The sequence below is a fragment of the Komagataeibacter diospyri genome, assembly GCF_006538165.1.
GTDB lineage: Bacteria > Pseudomonadota > Alphaproteobacteria > Acetobacterales > Acetobacteraceae > Komagataeibacter > Komagataeibacter diospyri.
Genome location: NZ_BDLU01000025.1, coordinates 13204 through 36677 on the forward strand (window position 1 = coordinate 13204; position 23474 = coordinate 36677).

At 58.4% G+C, this 23474-nt stretch carries 20 protein-coding genes; 14 read left to right on the forward strand and 6 right to left on the reverse strand.

All coding sequences use genetic code 11. The annotated features are described in order from the left end of the window. Nucleotides 1–16 precede the first annotated feature (16 nt). Nucleotides 17–880, forward strand: coding sequence for a shikimate dehydrogenase (gene aroE / locus MSKU9_RS03995; RefSeq protein WP_141260047.1), 864 nt, complete (start codon nt 17–19; stop codon nt 878–880). Between the two features lie 41 nt (nt 881–921). After that, entirely contained in the window at nt 922–2415 is a 1494-nt protein-coding gene (locus tag MSKU9_RS04000; protein ID WP_141260048.1) for a sugar porter family MFS transporter, read from the forward strand. A 269-nt stretch (nt 2416–2684) separates the two neighbouring features. Here MSKU9_RS04000 and MSKU9_RS04005 read toward each other — a convergent pair whose 3' ends face one another. Next, a complete protein-coding gene (locus MSKU9_RS04005) occupies nt 2685–3977 on the reverse strand; it encodes a DEAD/DEAH box helicase (protein ID WP_141260049.1) in 1293 nt (430 codons plus the stop codon). 706 nt (nt 3978–4683) lie between these two features. Between MSKU9_RS04005 and MSKU9_RS04010 the strand changes: the two genes are divergently transcribed. The 4 genes from MSKU9_RS04010 to MSKU9_RS04025 all read left to right on the forward strand — a co-directional run bounded on the left by MSKU9_RS04010 (nt 4684) and on the right by MSKU9_RS04025 (nt 8237). Further along, nucleotides 4684–5187 carry a flavin reductase family protein gene (locus MSKU9_RS04010; RefSeq protein WP_141260050.1) on the forward strand — a complete coding sequence of 168 codons (504 nt, stop codon included), beginning with the start codon at nt 4684–4686 and terminating at the stop codon, nt 5185–5187. Between the two features lie 947 nt (nt 5188–6134). Continuing rightward, nucleotides 6135–6875 carry a tonB-system energizer ExbB gene (exbB, locus tag MSKU9_RS04015; protein WP_141260051.1) on the forward strand — a complete coding sequence of 247 codons (741 nt, stop codon included), beginning with the start codon at nt 6135–6137 and terminating at the stop codon, nt 6873–6875. 11 nt (nt 6876–6886) lie between these two features. Then, nucleotides 6887–7360: a TonB system transport protein ExbD gene (exbD, locus tag MSKU9_RS04020; protein WP_141260052.1), complete on the forward strand. Its 474-nt coding sequence runs from the start codon at nt 6887–6889 to the stop codon at nt 7358–7360. A gap of 25 nt (nt 7361–7385) precedes the next feature. Further along, nucleotides 7386–8237, forward strand: a complete 852-nt coding sequence (locus tag MSKU9_RS04025) for an energy transducer TonB (protein ID WP_227002369.1) — start codon at nt 7386–7388, stop codon at nt 8235–8237. 74 nt (nt 8238–8311) lie between these two features. Here the strand turns inward: MSKU9_RS04025 and MSKU9_RS04030 are convergent, their stop codons facing one another. Next, a complete protein-coding gene (locus MSKU9_RS04030) occupies nt 8312–8986 on the reverse strand; it encodes a biliverdin-producing heme oxygenase (protein ID WP_141260053.1) in 675 nt (224 codons plus the stop codon). A gap of 235 nt (nt 8987–9221) precedes the next feature. Here MSKU9_RS04030 and MSKU9_RS04035 point away from each other — a divergent pair, with 235 nt between their 5' ends. The 5 genes from MSKU9_RS04035 to MSKU9_RS04055 are packed head-to-tail and all read left to right on the forward strand — an operon-like array spanning nt 9222 to nt 14593. Continuing rightward, nucleotides 9222–11498, forward strand: a complete 2277-nt coding sequence (locus MSKU9_RS04035) for a TonB-dependent hemoglobin/transferrin/lactoferrin family receptor (protein ID WP_141260054.1) — start codon at nt 9222–9224, stop codon at nt 11496–11498. After that, the gene (locus tag MSKU9_RS04040; protein WP_227002370.1) at nt 11498–12436 is read left to right on the forward strand and encodes a heme/hemin ABC transporter substrate-binding protein; all 939 of its coding nucleotides are present in this window, start codon (nt 11498–11500) and stop codon (nt 12434–12436) included. The genes MSKU9_RS04035 and MSKU9_RS04040 overlap by 1 nt, the downstream gene beginning before the upstream one ends. Further along, nucleotides 12433–13458 carry a FecCD family ABC transporter permease gene (locus MSKU9_RS04045; protein WP_141260055.1) on the forward strand — a complete coding sequence of 342 codons (1026 nt, stop codon included), beginning with the start codon at nt 12433–12435 and terminating at the stop codon, nt 13456–13458. Before MSKU9_RS04040 ends, MSKU9_RS04045 begins: the two co-directional genes overlap by 4 nt. After that, entirely contained in the window at nt 13458–14288 is an 831-nt protein-coding gene (locus tag MSKU9_RS04050; RefSeq protein ID WP_141260056.1) for an ATP-binding cassette domain-containing protein, read from the forward strand. Before MSKU9_RS04045 ends, MSKU9_RS04050 begins: the two co-directional genes overlap by 1 nt. Further along, the gene (locus tag MSKU9_RS04055; RefSeq protein WP_141260057.1) at nt 14273–14593 is read left to right on the forward strand and encodes an antibiotic biosynthesis monooxygenase family protein; all 321 of its coding nucleotides are present in this window, start codon (nt 14273–14275) and stop codon (nt 14591–14593) included. Before MSKU9_RS04050 ends, MSKU9_RS04055 begins: the two co-directional genes overlap by 16 nt. Before the next feature lie 363 nt (nt 14594–14956). Here MSKU9_RS04055 and MSKU9_RS04060 read toward each other — a convergent pair whose 3' ends face one another. Further along, entirely contained in the window at nt 14957–15532 is a 576-nt protein-coding gene (locus MSKU9_RS04060) for a TetR/AcrR family transcriptional regulator (RefSeq protein WP_141260058.1), read from the reverse strand. A gap of 132 nt (nt 15533–15664) precedes the next feature. Between MSKU9_RS04060 and MSKU9_RS04065 the strand changes: the two genes are divergently transcribed. Beyond that, complete coding sequence (locus tag MSKU9_RS04065; RefSeq protein ID WP_141260059.1) at nt 15665–16846, forward strand: alpha/beta hydrolase family protein; 1182 nt, start codon at nt 15665–15667, stop codon at nt 16844–16846. Nucleotides 16847–17717: 871 nt separating this feature from the next. Then, nucleotides 17718–18092, forward strand: a complete 375-nt coding sequence (locus MSKU9_RS04070; protein WP_141260060.1) for a hypothetical protein — start codon at nt 17718–17720, stop codon at nt 18090–18092. Nucleotides 18093–18203: 111 nt separating this feature from the next. Here MSKU9_RS04070 and MSKU9_RS04075 read toward each other — a convergent pair whose 3' ends face one another. Next, entirely contained in the window at nt 18204–19145 is a 942-nt protein-coding gene (locus tag MSKU9_RS04075) for a nucleoside hydrolase (RefSeq protein WP_141260061.1), read from the reverse strand. A gap of 31 nt (nt 19146–19176) precedes the next feature. Next, complete coding sequence (locus tag MSKU9_RS04080) at nt 19177–20412, reverse strand: NupC/NupG family nucleoside CNT transporter (protein WP_141260062.1); 1236 nt, start codon at nt 20410–20412, stop codon at nt 19177–19179. Nucleotides 20413–20540: 128 nt separating this feature from the next. On the opposite strand from MSKU9_RS04080, the gene MSKU9_RS04085 reads away from it, so the two are divergent. Then, nucleotides 20541–21806, forward strand: a complete 1266-nt coding sequence (locus MSKU9_RS04085) for a cytochrome-c peroxidase (protein WP_141260063.1) — start codon at nt 20541–20543, stop codon at nt 21804–21806. Nucleotides 21807–22019: 213 nt separating this feature from the next. On the opposite strand, the gene acpA is transcribed toward MSKU9_RS04085, so the two are convergent. Beyond that, on the reverse strand, nt 22020–23474 hold a 1455-nt coding region (gene acpA / locus MSKU9_RS04090), incomplete at its 5' end, for an acid phosphatase (protein WP_141260064.1).

Sequence of the window (23474 nt, forward strand, 5' to 3'; positions counted from 1 at the left end):
CCGTCAGGAACGCCGTATGAGCAACCAGAATTTCCGCAGCATTCTTACCGGTTCGTTTTCCACGCCCTGCGCCGATAATCCGACCGTTGCCATGATCGAGGCGGCATACCGCCATGCTGGAATCGATGCGCGCTATATCAATTGTGACGTCAAGGCCGCGCATCTGGCAGCGGCTGTAAAGGGGGCGGTTGCCATGGAATGGGCAGGTTTCAACTGCTCCCTGCCGCATAAGGTGGCGGTTATCGACCATCTGGATGAACTGGCAGAAGCCGCGCGGATTATTGGCGCGGTGAACTGTGTCGCCATCCGTGATGGCAGGCTGGTTGGCAACAATACCGATGGCAAGGGTTTTCTTGCCTCCCTCAGGGATGTGGTTGATCCGGCGGGCAAGAAGGTTTTCATGCTTGGCGCCGGCGGGGCAGCGCGCGCCATTGCTGTGGAACTGGGCCTGGCTGGCGCTGCCTGCATAACGGTGGTCAACCGTGACGCGGCAAAAGCCGAAACCATTGCGGCCCTGGTGCGCGACAATACCGGAAGTGACGCAACCGGTTGCCCATGGTCGGGAAAGGCCCGCATTCCCGACGGCACGGACATTGTCATCAACGCTACATCGGTTGGCCTTGGTGATGCTCTGGCCATGCCTGAAATTGACCTCGACACGCTGGTAAAGGGCCAGATCGTGGCAGATGTCATTCCCAATCCCCCCATGACACGGTTCCTGCGTGAAGCCCGCGAACGCGGCTGCACGCCGCTTGATGGTCTGGGCATGCTGGTCAATCAGGGCGTGATCGGTGTGGAGCTATGGCTTGGAAAAACGCTTGATGCAGGCGTGATGACGCAGACCCTGCGCGATATTTTTGGCGCGTCCGATGCGGGCTGACCAACGGTTCTTCTTGGCCACAAGGGAAAGGAAATGCCGGGATGCCCACTACACCGAACATTCAGGACCTATCCCGTTACCACACCCATGAACGCGCCCTGTCCGCCCTTGCGGCCATGGTGCATCAGGGGGACCAGACCCTTTCCGCACGCCGGTATGTGTCCATTGCCGCCGCGGTTGCCGCGGTGGGTGGCCTGCTGTTCGGGTATGATACCGGGATCATCGCCTCCGCCCTGATTTTTGTGACACAGACATTTTCACTGTCTACGGCGGGGCAGGAGTGGGTGGCGGCAGCCCTGAACATCGGGGCGATTTTTGGCGCGCTGCTGAGTGGTCCCGTATCGGACCGGTGGGGACGTCGGCCTGCCATCATGGTGGCTGCCGGCATATTCATCGCGGCATCGCTGGGGTGCGGGCTTGCCCCCAATGTCGGCACCCTGATTTTTGCGCGTCTATGGCTGGGGGTAGCGATTGGCGCTACTACGCAGATCGTGCCGGTCTATGTGGCCGAACTGGCCCCGGCATCCCGACGTGGGGGGCTGGTGTCGCTGTTCCAGCTTGTGTTTTCACTGGGCCTGCTTCTGGCGTTTTTCGTGGGATACGAACTGTCCGGCGGTGCCGGGTCATGGCGCGCGATGTTCATGCTTGGCGCCATTCCGGCCATTCTGCTTGCCCTTGGCATGTTCTTCCTGCCCGAAAGTCCACGCTGGCTGCTGCATCATGAACATGAACGCCGTGCCGTCTCGATCCTGTATAGACTACGCGGGCATAAGGATATCGTGCGGCAGGAACTGGATGACGTCCTGACAGTCGATGCGGGGGAAGCCGCCGGGGCCAGCAGGTTCAGTCTGAAACAGCGCTGGATACGGCCTGCTCTTGTCGCAGCACTTGGGATTGCGGCTTTCTCGCAGCTATCCGGCCCCAATGTCATTGTCTATTACGCGCCCATCATCCTGTCGCAGGCCGGGCTTGGTCATTCGGCAGCATTGCTGACATCGGTTTCGGTCGGTGTTACGTCCACAATCACAACGGCAATGGGGATTGCGTTGATAGACCGCATCGGCCGTCGGCGCATGATGCTGTACATGCTGCCGGTGGCGGCCCTGTCCCTGTTTGTGCTGGGGGCTGTATTCCTCAGTTCCGCACCGCTCGCGGGGGTGCGGCTGATCCTTATGGTCGTGTCCCTTCTGGGCTATATCTTCTTTAATTTCGGCTCTCTATCCGTGGCCGTGTGGCTGATCGCTGCCGAAGTCTTTCCCCTGTTTGTCCGTAGCAAGGCGATGGGGATGGCAAGTGCGACGGTGTGGGTGTCCGACACGATCGTCTCCCTTGTCACGTTATCGCTGGTTGAGGCGCTGGGCACGACAGGTACCTTCTGGCTGTTCGGTTTCATAAACGTGGCAGCCTTTGTGTTTGTGTGGAAATATGTGCCTGAAACGGCAGGAACCACACTTGAACAGATTGAAAGCGCGCTTCGATCCGGGACGTTCTATACAAATATCGGCAATCAGACCGGCACCCGTCAGGAGTCCTGACGGGAGGCGCAGGGGGTATCCCTGCGGCCGAACGTCGTGCGGTTTCCGGGCCTGTGTGGCAGGCTGACCGAAGGATCAGCCAGACCGGCATGCATTATCTGATGCGCGGATGCAGGTCGATGATCCGGGTGCAATACCTGCCAGGATGCGCGTTCAATGCGGCCTTCCGGCATTTCACGGGATATTTGTCACGGCAGTATTGCAGGAACCGGGCGGACGCTGTGGGACAGGCCAACCCTTCATGAACACATCCCGCCTGTGCTGTGGGATCAGGCTGTTTCTGCGGCAGCTCTGGCGGCGGCCCGGGCCGCGTTCTTTTCTTCCTCGGTCCAGACTTTCCGCTCACGCTTTTTCTGCGGTTTGACCTGCTTGACCGGCCCACCGCCCAGTACGGGGGCACGCATGGTCGAATTCCGTGCCGCTTCCGAATGCCATGGGTGGTCGGCCTGCACGGTCAGGGTGCGGCCGATTTCGCGCTCCACATCACGTAGCCAGGCACGCTGTTCGGCATCGCACAGTGTTATGGCGAAACCGGTGCGGCCAGCACGGCCGGTGCGGCCTATGCGGTGAACATAGCTTTCCGGCAGGCTGGGCAGATCGTGGTTGAAAACATGCGTCACCGTATCGACGTCAATGCCACGTGCTGCGATATCCGTCGCCACCAGAACCTGTGCCGCGCCAGAGCGGAAGGCATCCAGCGCACGTTCGCGCTGGCCCTGCGACCTGTTGCCGTGCAGGGCTTCCGCCGTGATGCCTGCCGCGGTGATGAAGGCACAGACCTCGTTGGCAATATTCTTCTGCAGGGTAAAGACCACGGCCTGACCCATCCCTGGCGTCCGTAGCAGTTCCAGCAGGGCTGCCTTCTTGTCGGCTGCATCGACAAACATGACCGATTGCTCGATCCGGTCAACGGTGGTCGAGGGTGGGGTAATCTCGACCTTTGCCGGATCGCGCAGCAGGCGCTCGGCCAGTGTGGTGATGGATTTCGGCATCGTTGCCGAAAACAGCAATGTGTGCCGATCTTCCGGCAGTGCCGCGACAATACGTTCGATCGGCTTGGCAAAACCCATATCGAGCATCTGGTCGGCTTCGTCCAGCACTAATGCCTCAAGCTGTGACAGATCGCACAGGCCCTGATCGATCAGATCCAGCAACCGTCCTGGCGTGGCCACGATGATGTCCACGCCAGCCCGGAGCGCATTAATCTGGTGAAACTGGCTGACACCGCCAAAAATCGTTGTCACGCTGGGCTGCATCTGGCGACCGAAGCTTTCGAAACCATCGGCGATCTGCGAAACCAGTTCGCGCGTGGGGGCCAGCACCAGCACGCGGGCGCCCCCTGTGGGGGCCGGGCGCGGTGTTGCGGCAAGACGGTGCAGCAGGGGCAGTGCAAAAGCGGCGGTCTTGCCCGTGCCGGTCTGGGCCATGCCCAGCAGGTCGCGGCCTTCCAGCAGCAATGGGATCGACCGGGCCTGAATGGGGGTAGGGTTGGTGTACCCTTCCTCAGCCAATGCATTGAGCAGGAGCGGCGTCAGGGAAAGATCGGCAAAAGTCATGGACATGGTAAGGCGGCGCCTCCGGCGCTAGATCAAAGGCTACGCCGGTTTGGGCTTCGCGGGTCTGGGACGCGGACTTTTACGGGGGATGCTGCACCGCGTCAACGCGGGGACAGGCGGCCTGCGATGGTTTTCCCTTTTTTTCAAAATCCGTCGATCAGGCGGATTGATTTGCCATCTGCAAAACAGGGGAAACGGAACAGGGCAGCATCCATGACCACTTTCCGTCCCATCACGATATCTGTTGCCAGTTGTCCCGCATCGGGCCCCATTCCAAAACCGTGTCAGGAAAAGCCGGTCAATAACCGGCATGGCGTCGGATATGACATTAATCAGGCCATCCCTGAACGGGGACTGTCCGGCAGATTGAGGGCAGAATTCGCAGCATTCTCACAGAACAGCCGTGCCCAGGTGCCCTGGCCATGACAACCTGACTGGTGCAAACATACCCTGATTTGATCATGATATCACAGATATTGCCTGCTGGCCGTTCAATGCCACGTTCCGCGCAATGCTGGACCATGCCTGCCCTCCTTATTCTAGGCCATCCGTGCATCTTCCACATAAAGGGTTCATGGCGGACATGGTCGGCAGCCGCAGCCATCTGGGGCAATACACCATAATGATGGTCAGCCATTCCCGACCGCCTTCTGGACATATGCCGTTCCGCCGCGTCATTCTTGGACGCCAACACTGAAAAGGAAAAAGCATCATGGATGAACAGGCTAGGAAAACCGCGCTGCGGATGATCCCTTACGGTCTCTATGTGCTGACGGCTGGAACGAAAGAAACCGCCATCGCGTCCGCCACGATCAACTGGGTGACCCAGACCAGCTTTGCCCCACCGCTTCTGGCACTTGGCATCAAGACGGATTCCGCTGTTTATGCCACCGCGCGAAAAAGCGGCGATCTGGTGCTGAACATTCTGGGCAAGGGGCAGGGTGGTCTGGCCTTTGCATTCTTCAAGCCTGCCGAATACGCCAATGGCAAGCTGGGCGGACAGGATGTTCGCTGGGCCGCGAATGGCGCTCCCATCCTGACCAGCGTCCCGGCGGCAGTCGAACTGAAGGTGCGTCATGTCGTGGAACTGGGCGACCATCATACTTTTGTGGCCGAAGTCACGAACGTGCACATCAACCACGAAATCGCAGGCCGCCCCGATGAAGCCGTCCTGCACATGAAGGATCTGGGCGAGAAAGTCTTCTACGGCGGCTGATCGTCTTTTTTCCCATGGCCTGTCCCCTGCCTGTCACGCGGGCCGGAAAGCGGCGCGGAGATGATCCCCGCCGTAACCTGTCACTGTCAGAATCCTTGAATGGATGGATGCAGGGGGCGGCAGGACGGGCAATTGTCTGATCGGTGCGTCATGCACGGTTGTTCATTGTGGCAGGACTGGTCTGATAACGAAGGCAAAGGGGTTGAACTGGTTGTTCGACTGCTTTGTCAGGCAAGGTTTCGGGCATGCTGGTTTATGGCATCGGGGTCTGATTGATGACTTACAGGCAGTCGTGACAGAACAGGGCTGTAAGTGAAGTGTTTTTTACTGACTGAACACCAGATACGGCTGATGATTATCGCGTCATAAGCGCGATTGTCTATCTGATCCGCAACGGATTTTCGTGGAAAGCCTGCACTGCAGGGGCATGGTGCCCCACAAGATTTCCTTTTCAGGGCATTCAGGGATGCAGCGCAAAGGAACGGGCTGGGGCCTATGCAAAATTAATTTGCGATTCATTCTCACGCGCATTATTAATTCATCAGGTCACATGACCCCCCATATCCTTCACCGCTGGTCCATCGTCGATCAATGAACCAGCCTTATCTGCACTTCCTGTCTTCTGGCCATGTGCATAAACCGGATTGCCGATGCTGTTTTCCAGGCAGATATTCGACACGTTCTTCAGAGATGACGATCCGCTGTATCAGGTTCTGCCATCCGGCATGCCCGATACCAGAATGGACGTGCGGGTAGCGAAGGCGGGGGCACCCTGTCCTGATCGTGCCGGACATGATGACTGCCTTCGGCCATCTGTCAGTATCGGTAGACCAGCAGGACATTCGGCTGGGCCTGTTTCGGGGGCTCCGTTCCTTTTTCTTTATCGTGCCGATCGCCAGCCTTCCATGGGCATGGCGTGGCAACCTGCCTGCTGAAGGAGGTCACTCATGACCCCGATTTCGTTTTCCCCGTGGGGGATGTTTCTCAACGCTGGTCCCGTCGTCCGCTGCGTAATGATCCTGCTGGCGGCAGCCTCGCTGCTGACATGGACCATCTTCATCGCCAAGTCGGCTGAACTGCTGCGTGTGCGGCACAAACTCAGCAAGGCTGAAAAAGCGCTGGAAGAGGCCAATACGCTGGATCTGGGCGAGGAATGGACCCGTGAGAACGCATCCATCGCCCATACACTGGTCATGGCGGCAGAAACCGAGCGCAGACGTTCCGCCGACATCCCGGATGATGGTGAGGGGCTGAAGGAACGCATCGTACTCCACCTCGAACGGCTGGAAGCGGCCGAAGGGCGTCGCCTCGTGCGTGGTACCGGGGTTTTGGCCACCATCGGCGCAACATCGCCATTCATTGGCCTGTTCGGCACGGTCTGGGGCATCATGACGTCCTTTACCGGCATCGCGGCGAGCAGGGCGACGAGCCTTGCCGTAGTAGCCCCTGGCATTGCCGAAGCCCTGCTGGCGACTGCCCTTGGTCTGGTCGCGGCCATTCCGGCGGTGGTGATCTACAACCATCTTGCCCGTCAGACGGCATCATGCCGCGCACAGGTGGCGGACCTGACGGCATTGGTCATGCGTCTGGTCTCACGCGATCTGGGCCGGGCGCAGATGCGCATGGGACAGGACAATATCGTGCGCCTTGCCCAACAGCGGCACGACGCCCTTGCAGCGGCGGAATAGAGGACGCATTCATGGCCATTCATATCCGCCACGCAGATGAAAGTCCGCATGAAGCCAGTGAGATCAACGTCACGCCGTTCATCGATGTGATGCTGGTGCTGCTGGTCATTTTCATGGTTACGGCTCCGTTGACCACGGTCAACGTTCCGGTGGACCTGCCGTCTTCGACCGAAAAGCCGACGCCACGCCCGGATGCCCCGGTATTCCTGACCGTAAAGGCCGATCATAACCTCGCTCTTGGCGAGGATGACATTACGATGGATGGGCTTGCAGCCGCACTGGAAACCGCCAGCAGGGGTAATAAGAACGAGCGCGTTTTCCTGCGCGCCGACAGGACGGTGGATTACGGCACATTGATGGGGGTGATGGATAGACTGCGCGCTGCCGGTTATCTCAAGGTCGCACTGGTCAACCTGCAGGGGCGGGAAGAAGGTCATGCCCCTGCGGCTGCTATGGTGCCATCAGATATAGTCAGCGCCCCATGACAGGCAGCGCGGCAGGAGATGTGTCATGAGTTATGCGGCAGGCACAATGCCCCCGGCTGGTGATCCTGCCGTAGCGTCGTTTACGCAATGGCGATACAGCCAGAAACGACTGGCCCGGCGGATGGATGCCATCCGCTGGGGACTGTCCTTCCTTGTGGTAATGGCTGTGACCGGTGGCGCGGTGACGTGGGTCATGCGCCAGCCGTCCCCGCCCGTGGTGGTGTCGGAACCGCCGCTTGCAGCCATCGCCATTGACATGGCCCCTGAACCGGTCTCATCCCCGGTTCCGCCCACGGATGTGCCCCCCGGCCCCAGACAGACGTTGTCCATGCCCGCTTCCCAACCGGCCCCGCCGCCAGAGATCATGGCGCCCCCCGCGCCCAAGCCAGATCCGCCGGTTCCCGTGCCCAGGGAAGAAAAGCGCAAAATATATAAAAAAAAGTCGGCCCTGCTACAGAAAAAACCGGTGCCGGACAGGACGCCGCCGGCTGACGTTACTACTTCCCCCCCGTCCACCGAAGCATCATCCACCCCGACGCTGGAGGCACCTGTGCCGGGGGCTTCTCCGGTCCATGCCGCGCATGATCCGGCTACGTGGCAGGGCGCGTTGCTGGCGCGGCTGGAAAAGTTCAGGCGCTACCCCTCGGCCGCGATGAGCCGCCAGCAGGAAGGCGTGCCCACCGTGACCTTTTCCATGGACCGCAGGGGGCACGTCGTCTCGGTCATGCTGGCCAGCAGTTCCGGTCATCCCATGCTGGATCAGGAAGCCGTGGCGCTGCCCAGCCGCGCCCAGCCGCTACCTGTCCCGCCTGACAGTGTGGCGGGGGAGACCATTACGCTGACCGTTCCGGTTGAATTCTACCTTCACCAGAACTGATCATATGGCAGCGTGAGCAGTTGCGCGGCATGCCCGGTTATCACTGATATCGGCGGGGGTAGCTCCGGCAGTATTCAATACCACTTTACTGTCCGGCCACTTCCGCCTGACGCATCGGTGTGATGTGCGTGCGTTCCGTGGTGCGCAGGGCCAGATGGAACGGTGTCTGCCGGGTGTTTCAACACCGGAATATAGCTCTTTACGCGGGCATAGCTGTCCCGTGCGCCCTGAAGGCAGCGTTCCGGATCAAGCTGTGCGTTATCCATTGCCTTGCGGAACGCGGCCCATGAAGGGCCACGTCCCATCGGGTCCGGTGCCAGGTGCCGGGCGCCGGAATTTTCGTTAAATCCCATTTTTCCAGCAAGTTTGATCAAAAAATTGGCGCCGAGCTTTGATCCTTCCGCCACATACAGCCATCCAATGGCGGTAGAGGGGTCCGTTATGCCAGGTGGCGCGCCAGAAGCTGGCAGGGCGACACCCAGATCCGCCATGTCAGCCGAGACCTGCCTGAATCTGTTTCTGGCAGCCAGGTCCGGCACGATGTGCGCCAGATCCTGGTTGTCATATAACGGGCTGATATCGCGGTGGAACAGGTACTGTAGCAGAACAAAAGCCCGATAGCCCGTGGCATCCGTAAACATCCCGCCTGACATGACGGCATGATTAACCGCGTCGTGCTCCTGCTGTGTTGCCTCGCGCAGATAGCCTGACAGGGGTGCGTGAATGTTCCTGTCGCTTAACGAAGTCATGATTTTTCTCCTGTTACAATTTTATACTTGGGGGACATTGGCTGGATGTTGGCGTCAGGCAGGCATCTTCTGCTGGAAACCACTATTCCCTTATTAATGCAAATAAGAATCAGGCGCAATAAAATCCTTGCCACAATGTAATTTGTGCGCTTATCGTCATGATAATGATTCTCATTATCGACGGTGAACGATGATAAAGCTTTTATTCCGACGACGGCAGGCACGTCGCCGTCACATGCTTGCCACCACAGTCCTGGCCTGTGCCTGGTTTCCGCCTGCCTTTGCCACACCGTCGGCAACGGATACGGCAACATCTGCAGCCATGGCCGCAAAACAGTCTCCGTCCCTGGCGCAGGTTTCCCTGTCACCAGCGGCCCCCATCAAGCTTTCGCCTGTAAAGGTGCAGGGCACGACAGACATCATCGACCTGATGAAATTTGATCCGGACAAGGATCATAGCGAAGTGGGCAAACCGGCGGTCCTGACCACCACCACAACCTACAAAACCTTCCGTGACCGGCAGATTGACAGTCTGGAAGATTACTCGCGGCGTGTGGATGCCGCCGTAAATTACAGTAATGGAAATTCCAGCATCAATATCCGTGGTCTGGACCAGAACCGGATCCTGACGACGATTGACGGCGTGCGCATGCCATGGGCGAACGATGGCGCCTATGCTGGAAGTTTCAATACCGCGCAGGGGGGCGTGAGTGATTTCGATTTCAATTCACTTGGCGCGATTGATGTTGTCAAAAGTGCGGATTCCAGCTTTTTCGGCACCGGGTCACTGGGCGGCGTGATTGCCCTGCGCACGCTGGACCCGGAGGACATTCTCAAGCCAGGCAGGAATTTCGGCGGCCTGACCAAGCTGACCTATAATGGCGCAAGCGAGGCCGCACTGCTCAATCAGGCTTTTGCGGCGCGTTACAAGAACACTGTGTTCCTGTTGCAGGGTGGCTACCAGAATGGCAGCGAAACCGGCAACCGTGGTGACATAGGCGGCTATGGCCGGACCCGGACAATGAAAGATCCTGCTTCCTATCAGGTCGGCAATTTTCTGGGCAAGGTCCGGCATTATTTTGCCGGCGGCCACAGGATCGGCCTGACGGGGGAATGGTATGACCGCAATTATAACGAGGAAACCAAAACTTCCGAAACCACGGCAACCGACCGCTACTACACCCGCAGCGAAAACCAGCGCTCCCGCATATCAGCCAATTACGACTATCAGGCCGACAGTCCGACGGCCCTGTTCAGCGAGGCGCATTTTCTGGCCTACTGGCAGAGCATAAAGACCGATACCGACATCACCAACCGGGATTCCGCCAACGCCTCGACCTATACCCATGAACATCTGAGCCTGCCCGTGCAGTCCTATGGTGTTACCGGGTCAGCGACAAACAACATCTTTACCGGCCCGCTGCACCACAAGATCACCTATGGCGGCGAAGTCTTCCTGACGGATACCTACCAGACCCAGACCGGGCAGCAGGCGGTCTCCAGCCCCTACCTGCACGACAATTTCTCCGACATGCCGAAGGTCCATGGCACGGATATGGGTGCCATCGTTCAGGACCGCATTGGCATCGGTCGCAATGAGTGGTTCCATATCACGCCGGGCTTCCGCTTCGATTACTTCCAGCGTGACCCGCACAATACTACATCCTACATGGCGAATGCGGGCTATGGCGGCCTGCCACACGGTGCCCATGGCTCGCACTTCTCACCCAAGGTGCTGGTGGAAGCCCGTGTGGCCCATGACCTGACCCTGTATGGACAGTATTCCGAAGCCTACCGCGCGCCATCGGCCACGGAAGAATACCTGAACTACAGCACGCCGCCGTTCTATCAGGTCACCGGCAATCCCAACCTCAAGCCTGAAAGCAGCAGGGGATGGGAAGTGGGCATGAAATACGGCAATTCCGAACGCGGGGCCAATATCTCGTTTTATGATAACCACTACAACAACTTCATAGACATGGAAGGGGTCAGTGGCTGCTCAGGGTATTACCTGTGTTATGGCTACACCAACCTGGCGCATGTGCGCATCTATGGCGTGGAGGCAAGCGTCAACTGGGCATTCGACCGGCACTGGCACGCATGGGGTTCGTTTGCCTATGCTGATGGGCGCGATACCGACATGAACTTCCACCTCAGTTCGGTCGCACCCTTCCGCGGGATCATCGGCTTTGGGTACAAGAGGGATAACTGGGGTACCGACCTGTCGGGCACATTCGCCACCTCACGTGATGACGCCAAATACCTGACCACCACGGGATCGTTACAGAACCAGTGGAAAACGCCCGGTTACGTCATTTTTGACCTGACAGGCTGGTACAGCCCCACATTCTACCGCCCGCTGCGCATACAGGCGGGTATGTACAACATCTTTGACAAGGCTTATTACAACGCCGCCTCGCTGCCCTATGGTCAGTCGTCCAGTTCCCTTTCGGAGCGGTATTACACGCAGCCCGGCCGCTCCTTCAAGGTAACCGCAAGGATCGAGTTCTGATGACCGATAATCCTGTGGGCTTCAACCGGATGGATATGGGACGCCGGATGTTTGTCAGCCTGCTTGCCGGCGCCATGCTGAACGCACCACGCCCGGGTCGGGGGTGTGAAGGCGACATGATCACGGATTGCCGGGGGCGGCACGTAAAGGTCGGTCCGGCAAGGCATATTGCAAGTATTGGCGGCACCATCACGGAAACATTATATGCGCTGGGTATGGACCGGCGCATCATCGCGGTCGATATGACCGCAACATGGCCCGAACGGGCCTTGCATGAAAAAAAATCTGTAGGCTACATGCGCGCCCTGTCTGCCGAAGGGATTCTTTCGCTTCAGCCTGACCTGATCCTGGCCATGAACGATAGCGGACCGCCACCGGTTCTGGATCAGTTGATGGCATCTGCCGTACCGGTGGTGTTTGTCGACGCCACACCGTCCCAAGAGGCCATATTGGCCCGTACGCGCTTTCTGGCAGACCTGATGGATGCAAAAACGGCAGGTGCGCAGCTGTGCGCGGACATAGCGCAGCGTTTCGATATGCTGGCGCAGTGGCGCGCGGCGCATCCGGTTACCAGACGGGTGCTGTTTATCATGCGCATGAACAATAATCGCCCGATGGTAGCAGGTACGAATACTGCGGCGGATGCCGTGATCCGTCTGGCGGGTGGTGCCAATCCTGCAACGTTCGGGGGGTACAGGATACTCGACCAGGAAGCCCTGATCGACCTGCGCCCGGATGCCGTGCTGACCATGGAACAGGATGCGCCACAGGTCCGGACGGCTCTGCTTGGCAATGCTGGCTTCCGGCTGACGCCAGCAGGTAAAAGCCATGCAATCATCGGCATGGAGGGGGAGCGTCTGCTGGGCTTTGGCCCGCGTACACCTGACGCGGCACTGGAACTGGCTCATCGCCTTCAGGGCATTGGCATGCCCGCATGAGGGAAAGGGGCTTTCGCGCGTTCTGGCTTCTGTGCGGTCTGCCAGCCATGCTGGTGCTGACCATGCTTCTTGCGCTTGATACCGGGGCGACCACGGTTCACCTGCGTGATCTATGGCATTGTGCCACCGGGGCGCAGGGACAGGCGGCACATCTGGTGCTGTGGGGCATCCGGGGCCCCCGTATTGCCATGGCCTGCCTGACCGGGGCGGCGCTGGCGGTTGCCGGTACGATCATGCAGGGGCTGTTTCGCAATCCGCTGGCTGATCCCGGGCTGGCAGGGGTTTCGTCTGCCGCGGCGCTGGCGACGGCCTGCGTCATTGTTCTGGGGGGAGCATGGCAATGGGTAACGGGGCTTGGCATGTGGGCGATCCCCTGCGCGGGCATTGCGGGCAGTTTCGCGGGTATGGGGCTTCTCTATTTTTTCGCCACGCGCGGCGGTGTTACGTCAATTACCGCCATGCTGCTGGCGGGTGTGGCCTTTGGTGCGTTTTCCGGCGCGCTGACCGGTATCCTGATTTTCCGGGCGGACGATACAGCCCTGCGTGACCTGACATTCTGGACAATGGGTAGCTTTTCAGGCGCGACGTGGAGCGGTGTTGGCCTGCTGGTGCCTTTCCTGCTGGTTGCCGGTGGCCTTGCAATCCATCTTGCCACACCGTTGAATGTCATGCTGCTTAACGAGCATAATGCACAGTTGATGGGATATCCGGTTGAACGGATCAAAAGCCTGTCGATGCTGGCTGTGGCCTGCGCCACCGGCCCGACCGTATCTCTGGTGGGGGCGATTGGTTTCGTGGGGGTGGTCGTGCCACATCTGGTACGGCTTATGGTGGGGCCTGACCATCGGGTCGTGCTGCCCGCCAGCGCCATCCTTGGCGCAACGCTGCTGACAGGGGCTGATACCATGGCCCGCACGCTGGCCAGCCCGGCAGAGATACCGGTTGGTATCGTGACGGCGCTGCTGGGCACACCGGCTTTTGTCTGGCTGCTGGCCCGTAGTCACCGCACGGGTGTTTCGTGATGACACTGGAATTACGACACGTAACATGGCGACAGGGAGGACACGAAATCCTGCGTGACATCACCCTGTCATTTGGCAGGGGACAGGTCACGGCCGTTATCGGTCCCAATGGCGCGGGCAAGAGTTCCCTGCTGCGCCTTGCCAGCGGGCTGTCCGCGCCCACGGGTGGGCAGGTGGTGCTGGATGGCAGACCGCTTGCAGCCATGTCTCACCGTCATCTCGCCACGCAGCGTGCAATGCTGACGCAGGACAGTGAGGCCGCAGGCCAGTTTCTGGTGCGCCAGATGGTCATGATGGGGGGCGGGATATCGGCCAATGGGCTGGGCATGGAGCAGCAGGCTGCCCTGGCCAACATGCTGGTGCGCGAGGTCGGGCTGGAGCGGCTGGCCGAACGGCAGATGATGACCCTGTCTGGCGGTGAACGCCAGCGTGCCCATCTCGCCCGTGTCCTGATGCAACTGGAAGCGGCCCGGGTCAGGGGGGCGGCCCCCGGTTTTCTCCTGCTTGATGAGCCGATTTCAGCGCAGGATCCTGCCCATCAGGTGCTCGTCCTGCAACTGGCACGCCAGCATGCAGCCCGGGGCGGGGGTGTTGTTGTCGTATTGCATGACCTGAACTGGGCCGCTGCCTGTGCCGACCGCCTGGTGGTGGTGGCGCAGGGTATGGTCCATGCGCAGGGGCCGCCTGAATCCGTCCTGACGCAGGATCTGGCCTGCGCCATTTTCGGGCTTGGGAAAAACTGTGTCCACTTCCACGCAAGAACGGCCAGACCTTTCATTCTTCCCCATGATAATATTAACGAGGAAACAGACATATGTACATCGCCATGAACCGCTTCCGGGTAAAACCCGACTGCGTAAAGGAATTCGAACAACGCTGGCTGGCTCGCGACGTGCTGCTCAGGACCGTACCCGGCTTCGTCAGTTTCCAGTTCCTGCGTGGACCGGCACATGAGGATCACGTTCTTTACGCATCGCACACCGTATGGGTGTCCCATGCGGCATTTGGCGCATGGACGCAGTCGGAACAGTTCCGGCAGGCCCATGCACAGGCAGGCAGGGGCACGGTCCTGACAATTGGTCCACCGGTATTCGAGGGTTTCGACGTATTGCAGGATATAACCGCGAGTAATTGAAAGGGATATGGCGGCGGAAAGACGTCCGCCTCATGCGATCATTCCGACGGACTGACATGCGGGGCCAGCAGGTGGCCCTGCATGCCTGCGGCCATATGTCGCTTTGACCCCGGTTCGCGTTTGAACCCGTCATATCTGGCCACCGGCCCTGGCCGGGTGCCCCCATTGGGCTGTCCGAAATGGCTGCCATTGGTTTTGTTCGGATGCCAATGCTGCGAAACCACCGGCTTCCATCCAGCATTACGCTGTCGATGGGCTATGGGGCAGGGTGGCAGGTTACCCGGCGTGCCACGCACTTGCGCAGGGACTGCCTGCATTCTGGGATTTTCTTTGAGTTGAAGCACAGCTTCCCAGTTCCACCCGTTATCGCAGGGCGTCATCAAGAAGGTCTTCAAGCGACATGTCTTCTCCCTGACTGGATAGCAAGACATCCAGAAAGCCATCAATGGCCAGAACAGCCAGACCATGCACCTTTCCCCAATGGGCCGCACGTGTTCCGGTACGTGTCCGCTGTGGCGGGTGATCTTTCAGATTATCGATCAGAAGGGTAAGCATCCGTGACGTCCGGGTCGAGGCTGTGGCAAGGATCGGGTCTTTCCGGTCAATCACATCACTTCGGAACATCAGGGTAAACAGGCCAGGATTGTTAATGGCAAAGCGCACATAGACCAGACCGGCTGCATGGGCACCTTTTTCAAGAACGGGTTCGAGGGCTGCTGCAAGTTCTTCATAGCCTGTCGTCGCAAGCGCGCTCAGCAGGCCCGTCAGGTTTCCGAAATGCGGCGCGGCAGCAGCCGAGGAGACTCCAGCATGGCGCGTGATGGCGCGCAGGCCAAGGACGGAGATTCCCTGCTGTTCAAGCAGGGTACGGGCCGAACGGAGGAGCTCGGCCCGCAGATCCCCATGATGGTAATTTTTCCGGACTTTCCGAGGTTCCATTACCTGCACTTCCATGATCGGCCTGCCCGCCCGCCATCATCCTTGACAACAGGTCCATGGAGGAATCTTATCATTGATAAGTTTGACTTTCAGGGCCGGTCAAGGAAAGATCGCACCGCAAAAGGATTTATCATGCTCTTTCGTCGTTCCAGCCTTACAGTCGCAGGTCTGCTTGCAGGTATATGTTGCTCTGCCCTGGCGGTCGGTGCCCATGCCGCCCCTGCCCAGATCAGACCTGGCACGCTGAGTGCATCTGAACCACTGGCACCGTCTTTCAGTCTGCCTGACGCCGGGCGGTCCGTGCGGATCACCTACCTGTCAACGAATGGCGTGACAGGCAGGGGCCTTGTTCCCGTAACGGCGGAAGTCATCCTGCCTGCGGACAAGCCGCCGGCAGGGGGCTGGCCGATCGTTGCCTGGGCCCATGGTACGGTGGGGGTGGCCGACCATTGCGCGCCGTCCAACAATCCGTGGACCGAACGCAACCGTCACTATCTGTCTGAATGGATGAAACGTGGCTTTGCCGTGGTCGGTACCGATTATCAGGGACTGGGCACGCCTGGCACGCATGCCTATCTCGATACCCGTGTAGAGGCCTACAGCCTTCTGGACGGCGTGCGCGCGGCACTTGCTGGCATTCCGGGACTGCAGAACAGGATCATGATTGTCGGGCAGTCGCAGGGCGGCGGCGCGGCCTTTGCGTCGGCGGCGTTTGCGCCCGCTTATGCGCCCGAACTGGATATCCGGGGCACGGTGGCCACGGGTGCGCCTTATATCACGCCTGAACTGCTACAGCAGATGACCGCGCTGGATCAGGCAAAGGGCGGCTACAATCCTGTCATGGTCTATGCCCTGTATCTTGCACAGGGTCTTGCGGGCTATGATGCTGGTTTCCGACCGGAAGACACTTTTACCCCGAAAGCGATGTCCGCCTATCAGGCTGCTGCGGGTCTATGTGTGCATGAACTGACGGATAAGGTGAAGACGGATGGGCTGAATTTTAGCAACTCCCTGAAGCCGGATTTTTTAAAGACGCTTGCGCCAGCCCTGATGGCAATGAAGTATCCGACCATGAAGCTGCCCCAGCCACTGTTCATGGGAATAGGCGAACTGGACCGCGATGTGCCGCCGCCGTTGCAGTTGGGTCTTGTCAAAGCGGCCTGCGCTGCGGGGACAATTGTACAGGCGCATGTCTACAAGGGACTGAACCATGACCAGACCGTCAATGCATCCCTGCCGGATTCAGCTGCGTTCACGACGGCAGTCATGGTGGGCCAGCCGGTAACACCGCAGTGCAGTCCGATTCCTGAATAAATATCTGAAGACCGGCTGGATCAGGTGGAAACGGGGTGCCTGATCCAGTCGTGTCATAACCGGGCCTTTGTTGAATTCCGTGGTTTTCCTGGCCGGTCTGTCAGTAGGGTATCGTTGCTTTTAAGTCGTACGGTTGAATGGACATAGACTGGTCGTTTCTGAATATTACTTGTGTAAATCTTTAAATATTATTTAATGTTTTGGTTGTTTTACTGAAAGATTCGGTCGAGACAGGCATCTTCACAAGAATGGATAGTCGAATTGACGACCAACAGACTGAACATTTAAGGAATAAAAGTGGCGGAACACAGGCCCATACCGCCCGCGCAGCAGGTGTGAACACAGCCAGCATATCAGTCCTGGGAAACGGGCACGACAGAAGTTCCGAAACCTCAGCTTTTCAAGCTGGCAAGGCATTTTAAGGTCTCCAAGCTGGAATTTCTTGGTCGACATCCGCCAAAAATTGTAGCGCTTTATGATAATAAATCGTCACCGGATCTGCAATATTAAGGTGAATGCGCAATACATTTCTGCGGTGGCGGTATGACATTGCTGCTTTTAATTTCAGAAGCTGTGTATGTGCAGGCCTATAGTGAATTGCAGAGTAAAAAAGAATTTCATTGCCATAAAGGATCTGGATAATCGTGCCGTAACTATTGAAAAAAAGCGATTTCTCAGTTTTATTGTTCCAGTGAGGTACATGATACCTATGGGCCGGGTCATAATGACTACAAACAGGCAACGCTAATCCAGATGCCTGACAGCAGTGACTGGGCTATCGTTGAAGCCCTGCAGAACCAGGATTTTCCCGAAGATAATTCAATATTCGACTGTAGCCCAGAAAGATATCAGGCAGGTTCGGGACCGGATCATGATTACAGATGGACAATTCGATGAACTGGTGGCCAAGGGACCGATTAAACCTGGGAACGTCGCGGTTGAAAATGTTGCCAGAGTAGCACAAACCGATGAGATTATGGCCTTGGCACACACGGTGACGATCCAGTTCTCGACAGACAGGCGGCGGGAAATTACTTATACTGATTACAACCTGTTCGAATGTATCGAGCCTCCTGTCGATGTGCATTATCCTTACGGTGGAAATGGCGACGATGAACCGATCATGATTATGCTGCCGTATGAAGGTTATCGTCGGACTGTGTTCTTTAACCGGGATATGCTGGATTATATTTCGTTCCCAATATTCAAAATAGATCGGGATAAATTCACAAATTATAATAAATAATAGAATAATAAAGGTGGCTGTTTGTGCTGGATTCAGTATGAAGATTAGGAAAACGTTGTAACCGGATATACGGGCATGCGGGTTTTACCCGGTTACATGCCCGTTACTATATCAGGGCAGGCGGCTTAACCGTGCCAGTACCACCTTCCATAATGCCGCACTGTCTACTTCACGCAGGAAAAGAGCATTGTGCGGACGGTCTGTCACTTGCCACCAGTCCACGGCCGTGGCCCCCTGCATGAGGGGGCTGTCCACCTCGACTGAAACATTGACCATGCGGCCTGCAAACAGGTCCGGTGCCAGCAGCCAGCCGATGGTGCAGGGATCATGCAGGGGGGCGCCATCCCATCCATATTTTTCAAGGTCAAACCGTTCGGAAAATCCCAGCATGCTGACCGCGGCCTGCGCACAGCGTCCGGGCAGCGCACGCAGGCTGGCCAGACGTGACGGGCTGATCAGGAATTGATGTGTGATATCCAGCGGGACCAGCGTCAGTGGTATCTGCCTGCGCAATACAATATCCGCCGCATCGGGATCGGCAAATATATTGAACTCGGCATTGGGGGTGATGTTCCCACATTCGGAATAGGCCCCGCCCATGGAGACAACCTGCCGGATGCGTGGCGCGATGTCAGGCGCCTTGATCAGGGCTACGGCAAGGTTGGTCATGGGGCCAAGGGTGACTACGGTTATACTGCCCGCAGGATGGGCCCTGATTGTATCAATCAGGAAATCCACGGCGTGTCCGGCCTGTGGGGGCCGCGTCGGTTGTGGCAGGTCCGGTCCATCCATGCCAGTCCGTCCATGCACGTGTTCGGCCGTGATGGGCGTGCGGCGCAGGGGGGTGGCGCATCCGGCGTGGACAGGAATATCTGGTCGTTCCGCCAGTTCCAGGATCTTGCAGGCGTTTGTGGCGGTCTGGCTGACCGGTACGTTGCCCGCCACGGTGGATAGCCCAAGGACTTTCAGATCCGGGGACGCCAGCGCCATCATGATGGCAATGGCGTCATCCTGACCCGGATCCGTGTCGATTATGATCTTTTGCACATCCACTTGGGTTTCATTCCTTATCTGCGGTTGGGCATTACTGGATGATGATACCAGCTATCGCCGCACTCAGCAGGTTGGATAGCACGCCTGCCAGTACGGCGCGGGCGCTCCTGCGGGCGACTTCTTCGCGTCGGTCAGGGCACTGGCTGCCGAATGCCGCTACCAGCAGGCCGATGGAACTCAGGTTGGCAAAGCCACATAGTGCGAATGACGCAATCGCGGCAGCCCGGGGCGATAGCACACCGCCCCGTATGTCGGGCCCAAGATGAAGATAGGCCACGAATTCGTTGACCACCATTTTCAGCCCCAGCACCGACCCAACGGTACCACATTCGGCTACTGGCACGCCAAGCAGCCATGCGACCGGGGCGAACAGCAGCCCCATAAGGTATTCCAGCGACTGGGCAGGGCACCCGACCGTCCCGCCAATCCCCTGCAATATCCCATTGACCAGCGCGATCAGCCCGATACAGGCAACCAGCATGGCGGCGACTGATATGGCGGTGCGCGTGCCATTCAGCGCACCTTCCATGACGGCTTCAAAAAAAGCACTGTGATAGGCGGTATTACCGGTGGAAAGCGGGATGGCGGGCGCGCCGGGGGGGCGTGGTTCAAGCAGCTTGGCAAAAAGCAGCCCACCAGGTATGGCCATGAAGGATGCCGCGACAAGGTAATGCGCCGGAATACCCAGCCCGACATATCCGACCAGCGTTGCGCCTGACACGGATGCCGTACCACTGCACAGCACGCTGAACAGTTCCGTCCCGCCCATGGTGGCAAGGTAGGGACCCAGGGCGACCGGCAGTTCGCTTTGCCCGACAAAGATGGTGATGATGGCGCCAAACGATTCAACGGGCGATGTCCCGGCAAGCCATTGTACCCCGCGTCCGGATACACGTGCGAAGACCTGCATGATGCCGCAATGGTACAGGATGGCGATCAGGGCGCTGACATAAACCAGTGATGGCAGTACCTGGAAGGCAAAGACATAGCCTTCCCCCGGAAAGATCGTATTCATCTGCGGCCCGACCAGCGCGCCAAACAGGAATCGTCCGCCTTCGTCTCCGTATGTCAGCAGGCGTGTCACCATGTCCGATACCGTGCGCAGTAGCGCCCGCCCGGCCGGTATGCGCAGGACAGTAAACCCTATGGCGATCTGAAGCCCAAGGCAGGCAAGGATGATACGCGGCCTGATCTGCCTGCGATCAGCCGAGAAGAGGATGCCCGTGCACACCAGAAGTATGATACCAATACATCCACGGATATGCATGAAGCCGCCTTCAGGAAGCAGGGAGATAGGTTTTGGTAACGGTTTTCTGGCTATGTTGTTAATTTAACGTAACATTGTATGGGATCGCGTCAAGCCGTAAGGTCATTTCACATCTATCTGCATGAAAAATGAACACCATGGTTTCCCAGTTGTTCAGGATTGCCCTACGCGGCATGTATGTCATTTTCGCCCTGATGATGGTGATGGCGGCTCCGGCACAGGTGACGCAGGGGAAACCGCTGTCACGTGTTCAGGCCCGTAGCCGTGCGCAGGCACTTGGCGTGCTCGGTCGTGACCTGTTTCATGACGCCCGATTATCGGCATCGGGACATATGGCCTGTTCTTCCTGCCATGATGATGCCCATGCCTTTGCGCCAGCCAATAACCTGCCGGTGCAGTACGGTGGCCCGGACATGCACCGGCAGGGGCACCGGGCGGTGCCATCGCTTATGTATCTGCAGGATGTGCCCCAGTTTGCCGAACATTTCTTTGATTCAGAAGATGAAGCCGACGAAAGTCCGGATAATGGTCCCACCGGGGGGCTGACATGGGATGGCAGGGTGGATACAGCGCGGGGGCAGGGGGAAATCCCGCTGCTTTCGCCCTATGAAATGGCGAATACCAGCCGGAGGGCTGTCCTGCGGCGGGCACTGGCCGCAGGCTACGGTCCGCGTCTGGATGCGCTGGCCCTTATCCCTGCGGATGACCGGTTTGGCCTGATTGTGGAAGCCCTGGCCACCTATCAGCAGGAATCCGGGCTTTTTTATCCCTATACCAGCAAATATGATGCGGTGCTGGCAGGTCGGGCGCGGCTTTCCCCGCAGGAAGCATGGGGGCGGGACCTGTTTGAACGGGTGGATAAGGGTAACTGTGCATCATGTCATGTCAGCCAGACCGGGCATGACGGTACGCCGCCCCAGTTTACGGATTATGGGCTGATAGCCCTTGGGGTGCCGCGTAATTATGCAATCGGCCTGAATGCAAATCCGGCCTATTTCGACCTGGGGCTATGTGGACCGGACCGGACCGATCTGTCTGATCACCCGGAATATTGCGGACTGTTCCGCACGCCATCGTTGCGCAATGTGGCGACGCGACATGTCTTTTTCCATAACGGCGTGATCCATTCCCTGCGGCAGGCCGTCGCCTTTTATGTGTTGCGCGATGTCCGGCCACAGATGTGGTACCCAACCGGGCCGGATGGCAGGGTGCGGATCTATGATGACCTGCCCGTGCGTTTTCATCCCAATATCAACATGGATCCACCCTTTGGTCCCCGGCCCGGTAACCAGCCTGCTTTATCCGACGATGAGATCGATGCCGTTGTCGCGTTTCTTGGAACCCTGACGGATGGATATGTCCGCCCCGTGGGGGACGTGGTGATTAAGAGGTGATCGGTTGACAAGCCTACCTGTGAAACATCGTGCAAATTATCAGGAAGTTTTCTGGTGAAGCTTTTTTTCAACAAGCATTCAGAAATACAGCCTTTTTCAAAAAGGCTGCACCCAAAAAACTTTCGTTTTTTAACATGCATATCTGCGTCAGCCCCGGCTGTCCCCGCAGGGTGGACAGCCGGTCATGCGGGAAGGGAGCGATTGGCAGGCAGCTTATTGTTGCCCCTGTGTCAGTAGCAGGGCGCTGGTCAGGTCGCCCAATGGCTGACCTGTGCTGGCCTGTATGGCATGTTCACGATCGACAAGACCCTTGAGAGCGCGCAGGTGAAAGCGTTCGGTCAGGAATTTCAGGATGGACGTCGTATCCTGTACCGTGTGATCCACATAGCCCCGTCGTGCGTAAGGGGAGATGATGATGGCGGGAATGCGTGATCCCGGTCCCCAGCGGTCGCCTGCGGGCGGTGCGACATGGTCCCACAGCCCGCCATTTTCATCATATGTTACGACCACCAGCATATGCGGCCATTGCGGGCTTTTTTCCAGATGGGCGATCAGATCGGCAATGTGATGATCCCCGGACTGGATATCGGCATAGCCGGAATGTTCGTTCAGGTTGCCCTGCGGTTTGTAGAAACTGACCTGCGGCAGCGTGCCGTGGTCGATATCGTCAATGAACCGTACGCCCGCCAGGCCGCCATCGCGCAGGTGCGCCTGCCGCGCCTGTGTACCGGGGGCATAATTGCGGAAATAGTTATACGGCTGGTGGTGATACTGGAAATCGGGCGTGGGATAGTGGTTTCCATGGGCCAGCACATCCTGCCATGCGCTGGCGTACCACGCCCATGTGATGCCTTTCGCGCTCAGGCGGTCACCCATGGTGGGGATCGTCTGGGGTGGCAGGGTGGTGGCCTGCATGGGATCGGCAAAACGTGCATCCTGTCCCGCCGCCGGGGCGTTTTCGCTGGGCTGGTAAGGGGGCTGCATCGTATTGACGGCATGGAAATCTGGCGTCAGGTTGCCATCGCGCACGAATTTCGGAATGCCATCCAGTGCGGAACGGGGGGAATTGGGTGCGACAGACAGGGACCTGCCCGACGGGTCAGCTACGGAAATGACCGGATGGGCGGGGCTTGTATCCGCATGGGGGTAAGACGGGGCGCAGGCACAGGCCAGCCACTGGTGATTAAGGAACGAGCCACCAAATGCCCCCATGAAGAAATGATCGGCAAGGGTATATCGGCGCGCGACCTGCCACATCTCCATTTGCGTGCCATCCCAGTAACTCATGGGCATGGCCCCGGAATCGCCCCATGCAACAAACATGTCGTTACGACCGCCGTTGATCTGCATCTGGTTCTGGTAATACCGGTGCCACAGGTCATGTGTAAGCGTGCTGAGGGGACGGTTGAACCCCTGCGGGTCATCGACGCGGAATGGCTGGTTGGGCAGATGGGCGCTCATCGCCTGTGTAACCGGTTCAGGTACGCCCCGGCCCGTCAGGCCACCCCATACGGGGGGAAGTTCACGCAGTATTGATCCATCCCGGTCACGCTGGGCAAATAGGGACAGGGGTTTGCCCGCAAACGTGTCTGCACCCGGGAAACCATTGTACAGGTTATCAAAGGAGCGGTTTTCGGCAAAGATTACGACAACGGTCTGGATCTGGTG

Excerpts from the sequence above, each read along its gene's own strand:
- aroE (WP_141260047.1), top strand. The coding sequence starts at position 17 with ATGAGCAACCAGAATTTCCGCAGCATTCTTACCGGTTCGTTTTCCACG.
- MSKU9_RS04000 (WP_141260048.1), top strand. The coding sequence starts at position 922 with ATGCCCACTACACCGAACATTCAGGACCTATCCCGTTACCACACCCAT.
- MSKU9_RS04005 (WP_141260049.1), bottom strand. The coding sequence starts at position 3,977 with ATGTCCATGACTTTTGCCGATCTTTCCCTGACGCCGCTCCTGCTCAAT.
- MSKU9_RS04010 (WP_141260050.1), top strand. The coding sequence starts at position 4,684 with ATGGATGAACAGGCTAGGAAAACCGCGCTGCGGATGATCCCTTACGGT.
- exbB (WP_141260051.1), top strand. The coding sequence starts at position 6,135 with ATGACCCCGATTTCGTTTTCCCCGTGGGGGATGTTTCTCAACGCTGGT.
- exbD (WP_141260052.1), top strand. The coding sequence starts at position 6,887 with ATGGCCATTCATATCCGCCACGCAGATGAAAGTCCGCATGAAGCCAGT.
- MSKU9_RS04025 (WP_227002369.1), top strand. The coding sequence starts at position 7,386 with ATGAGTTATGCGGCAGGCACAATGCCCCCGGCTGGTGATCCTGCCGTA.
- MSKU9_RS04030 (WP_141260053.1), bottom strand. The coding sequence starts at position 8,986 with ATGACTTCGTTAAGCGACAGGAACATTCACGCACCCCTGTCAGGCTAT.
- MSKU9_RS04035 (WP_141260054.1), top strand. The coding sequence starts at position 9,222 with ATGCTTGCCACCACAGTCCTGGCCTGTGCCTGGTTTCCGCCTGCCTTT.
- MSKU9_RS04040 (WP_227002370.1), top strand. The coding sequence starts at position 11,498 with ATGACCGATAATCCTGTGGGCTTCAACCGGATGGATATGGGACGCCGG.
- MSKU9_RS04045 (WP_141260055.1), top strand. The coding sequence starts at position 12,433 with ATGAGGGAAAGGGGCTTTCGCGCGTTCTGGCTTCTGTGCGGTCTGCCA.
- MSKU9_RS04050 (WP_141260056.1), top strand. The coding sequence starts at position 13,458 with ATGACACTGGAATTACGACACGTAACATGGCGACAGGGAGGACACGAA.
- MSKU9_RS04055 (WP_141260057.1), top strand. The coding sequence starts at position 14,273 with ATGTACATCGCCATGAACCGCTTCCGGGTAAAACCCGACTGCGTAAAG.
- MSKU9_RS04060 (WP_141260058.1), bottom strand. The coding sequence starts at position 15,532 with ATGGAACCTCGGAAAGTCCGGAAAAATTACCATCATGGGGATCTGCGG.
- MSKU9_RS04065 (WP_141260059.1), top strand. The coding sequence starts at position 15,665 with ATGCTCTTTCGTCGTTCCAGCCTTACAGTCGCAGGTCTGCTTGCAGGT.
- MSKU9_RS04070 (WP_141260060.1), top strand. The coding sequence starts at position 17,718 with ATGATTACAGATGGACAATTCGATGAACTGGTGGCCAAGGGACCGATT.
- MSKU9_RS04080 (WP_141260062.1), bottom strand. The coding sequence starts at position 20,412 with ATGCATATCCGTGGATGTATTGGTATCATACTTCTGGTGTGCACGGGC.
- MSKU9_RS04085 (WP_141260063.1), top strand. The coding sequence starts at position 20,541 with ATGAACACCATGGTTTCCCAGTTGTTCAGGATTGCCCTACGCGGCATG.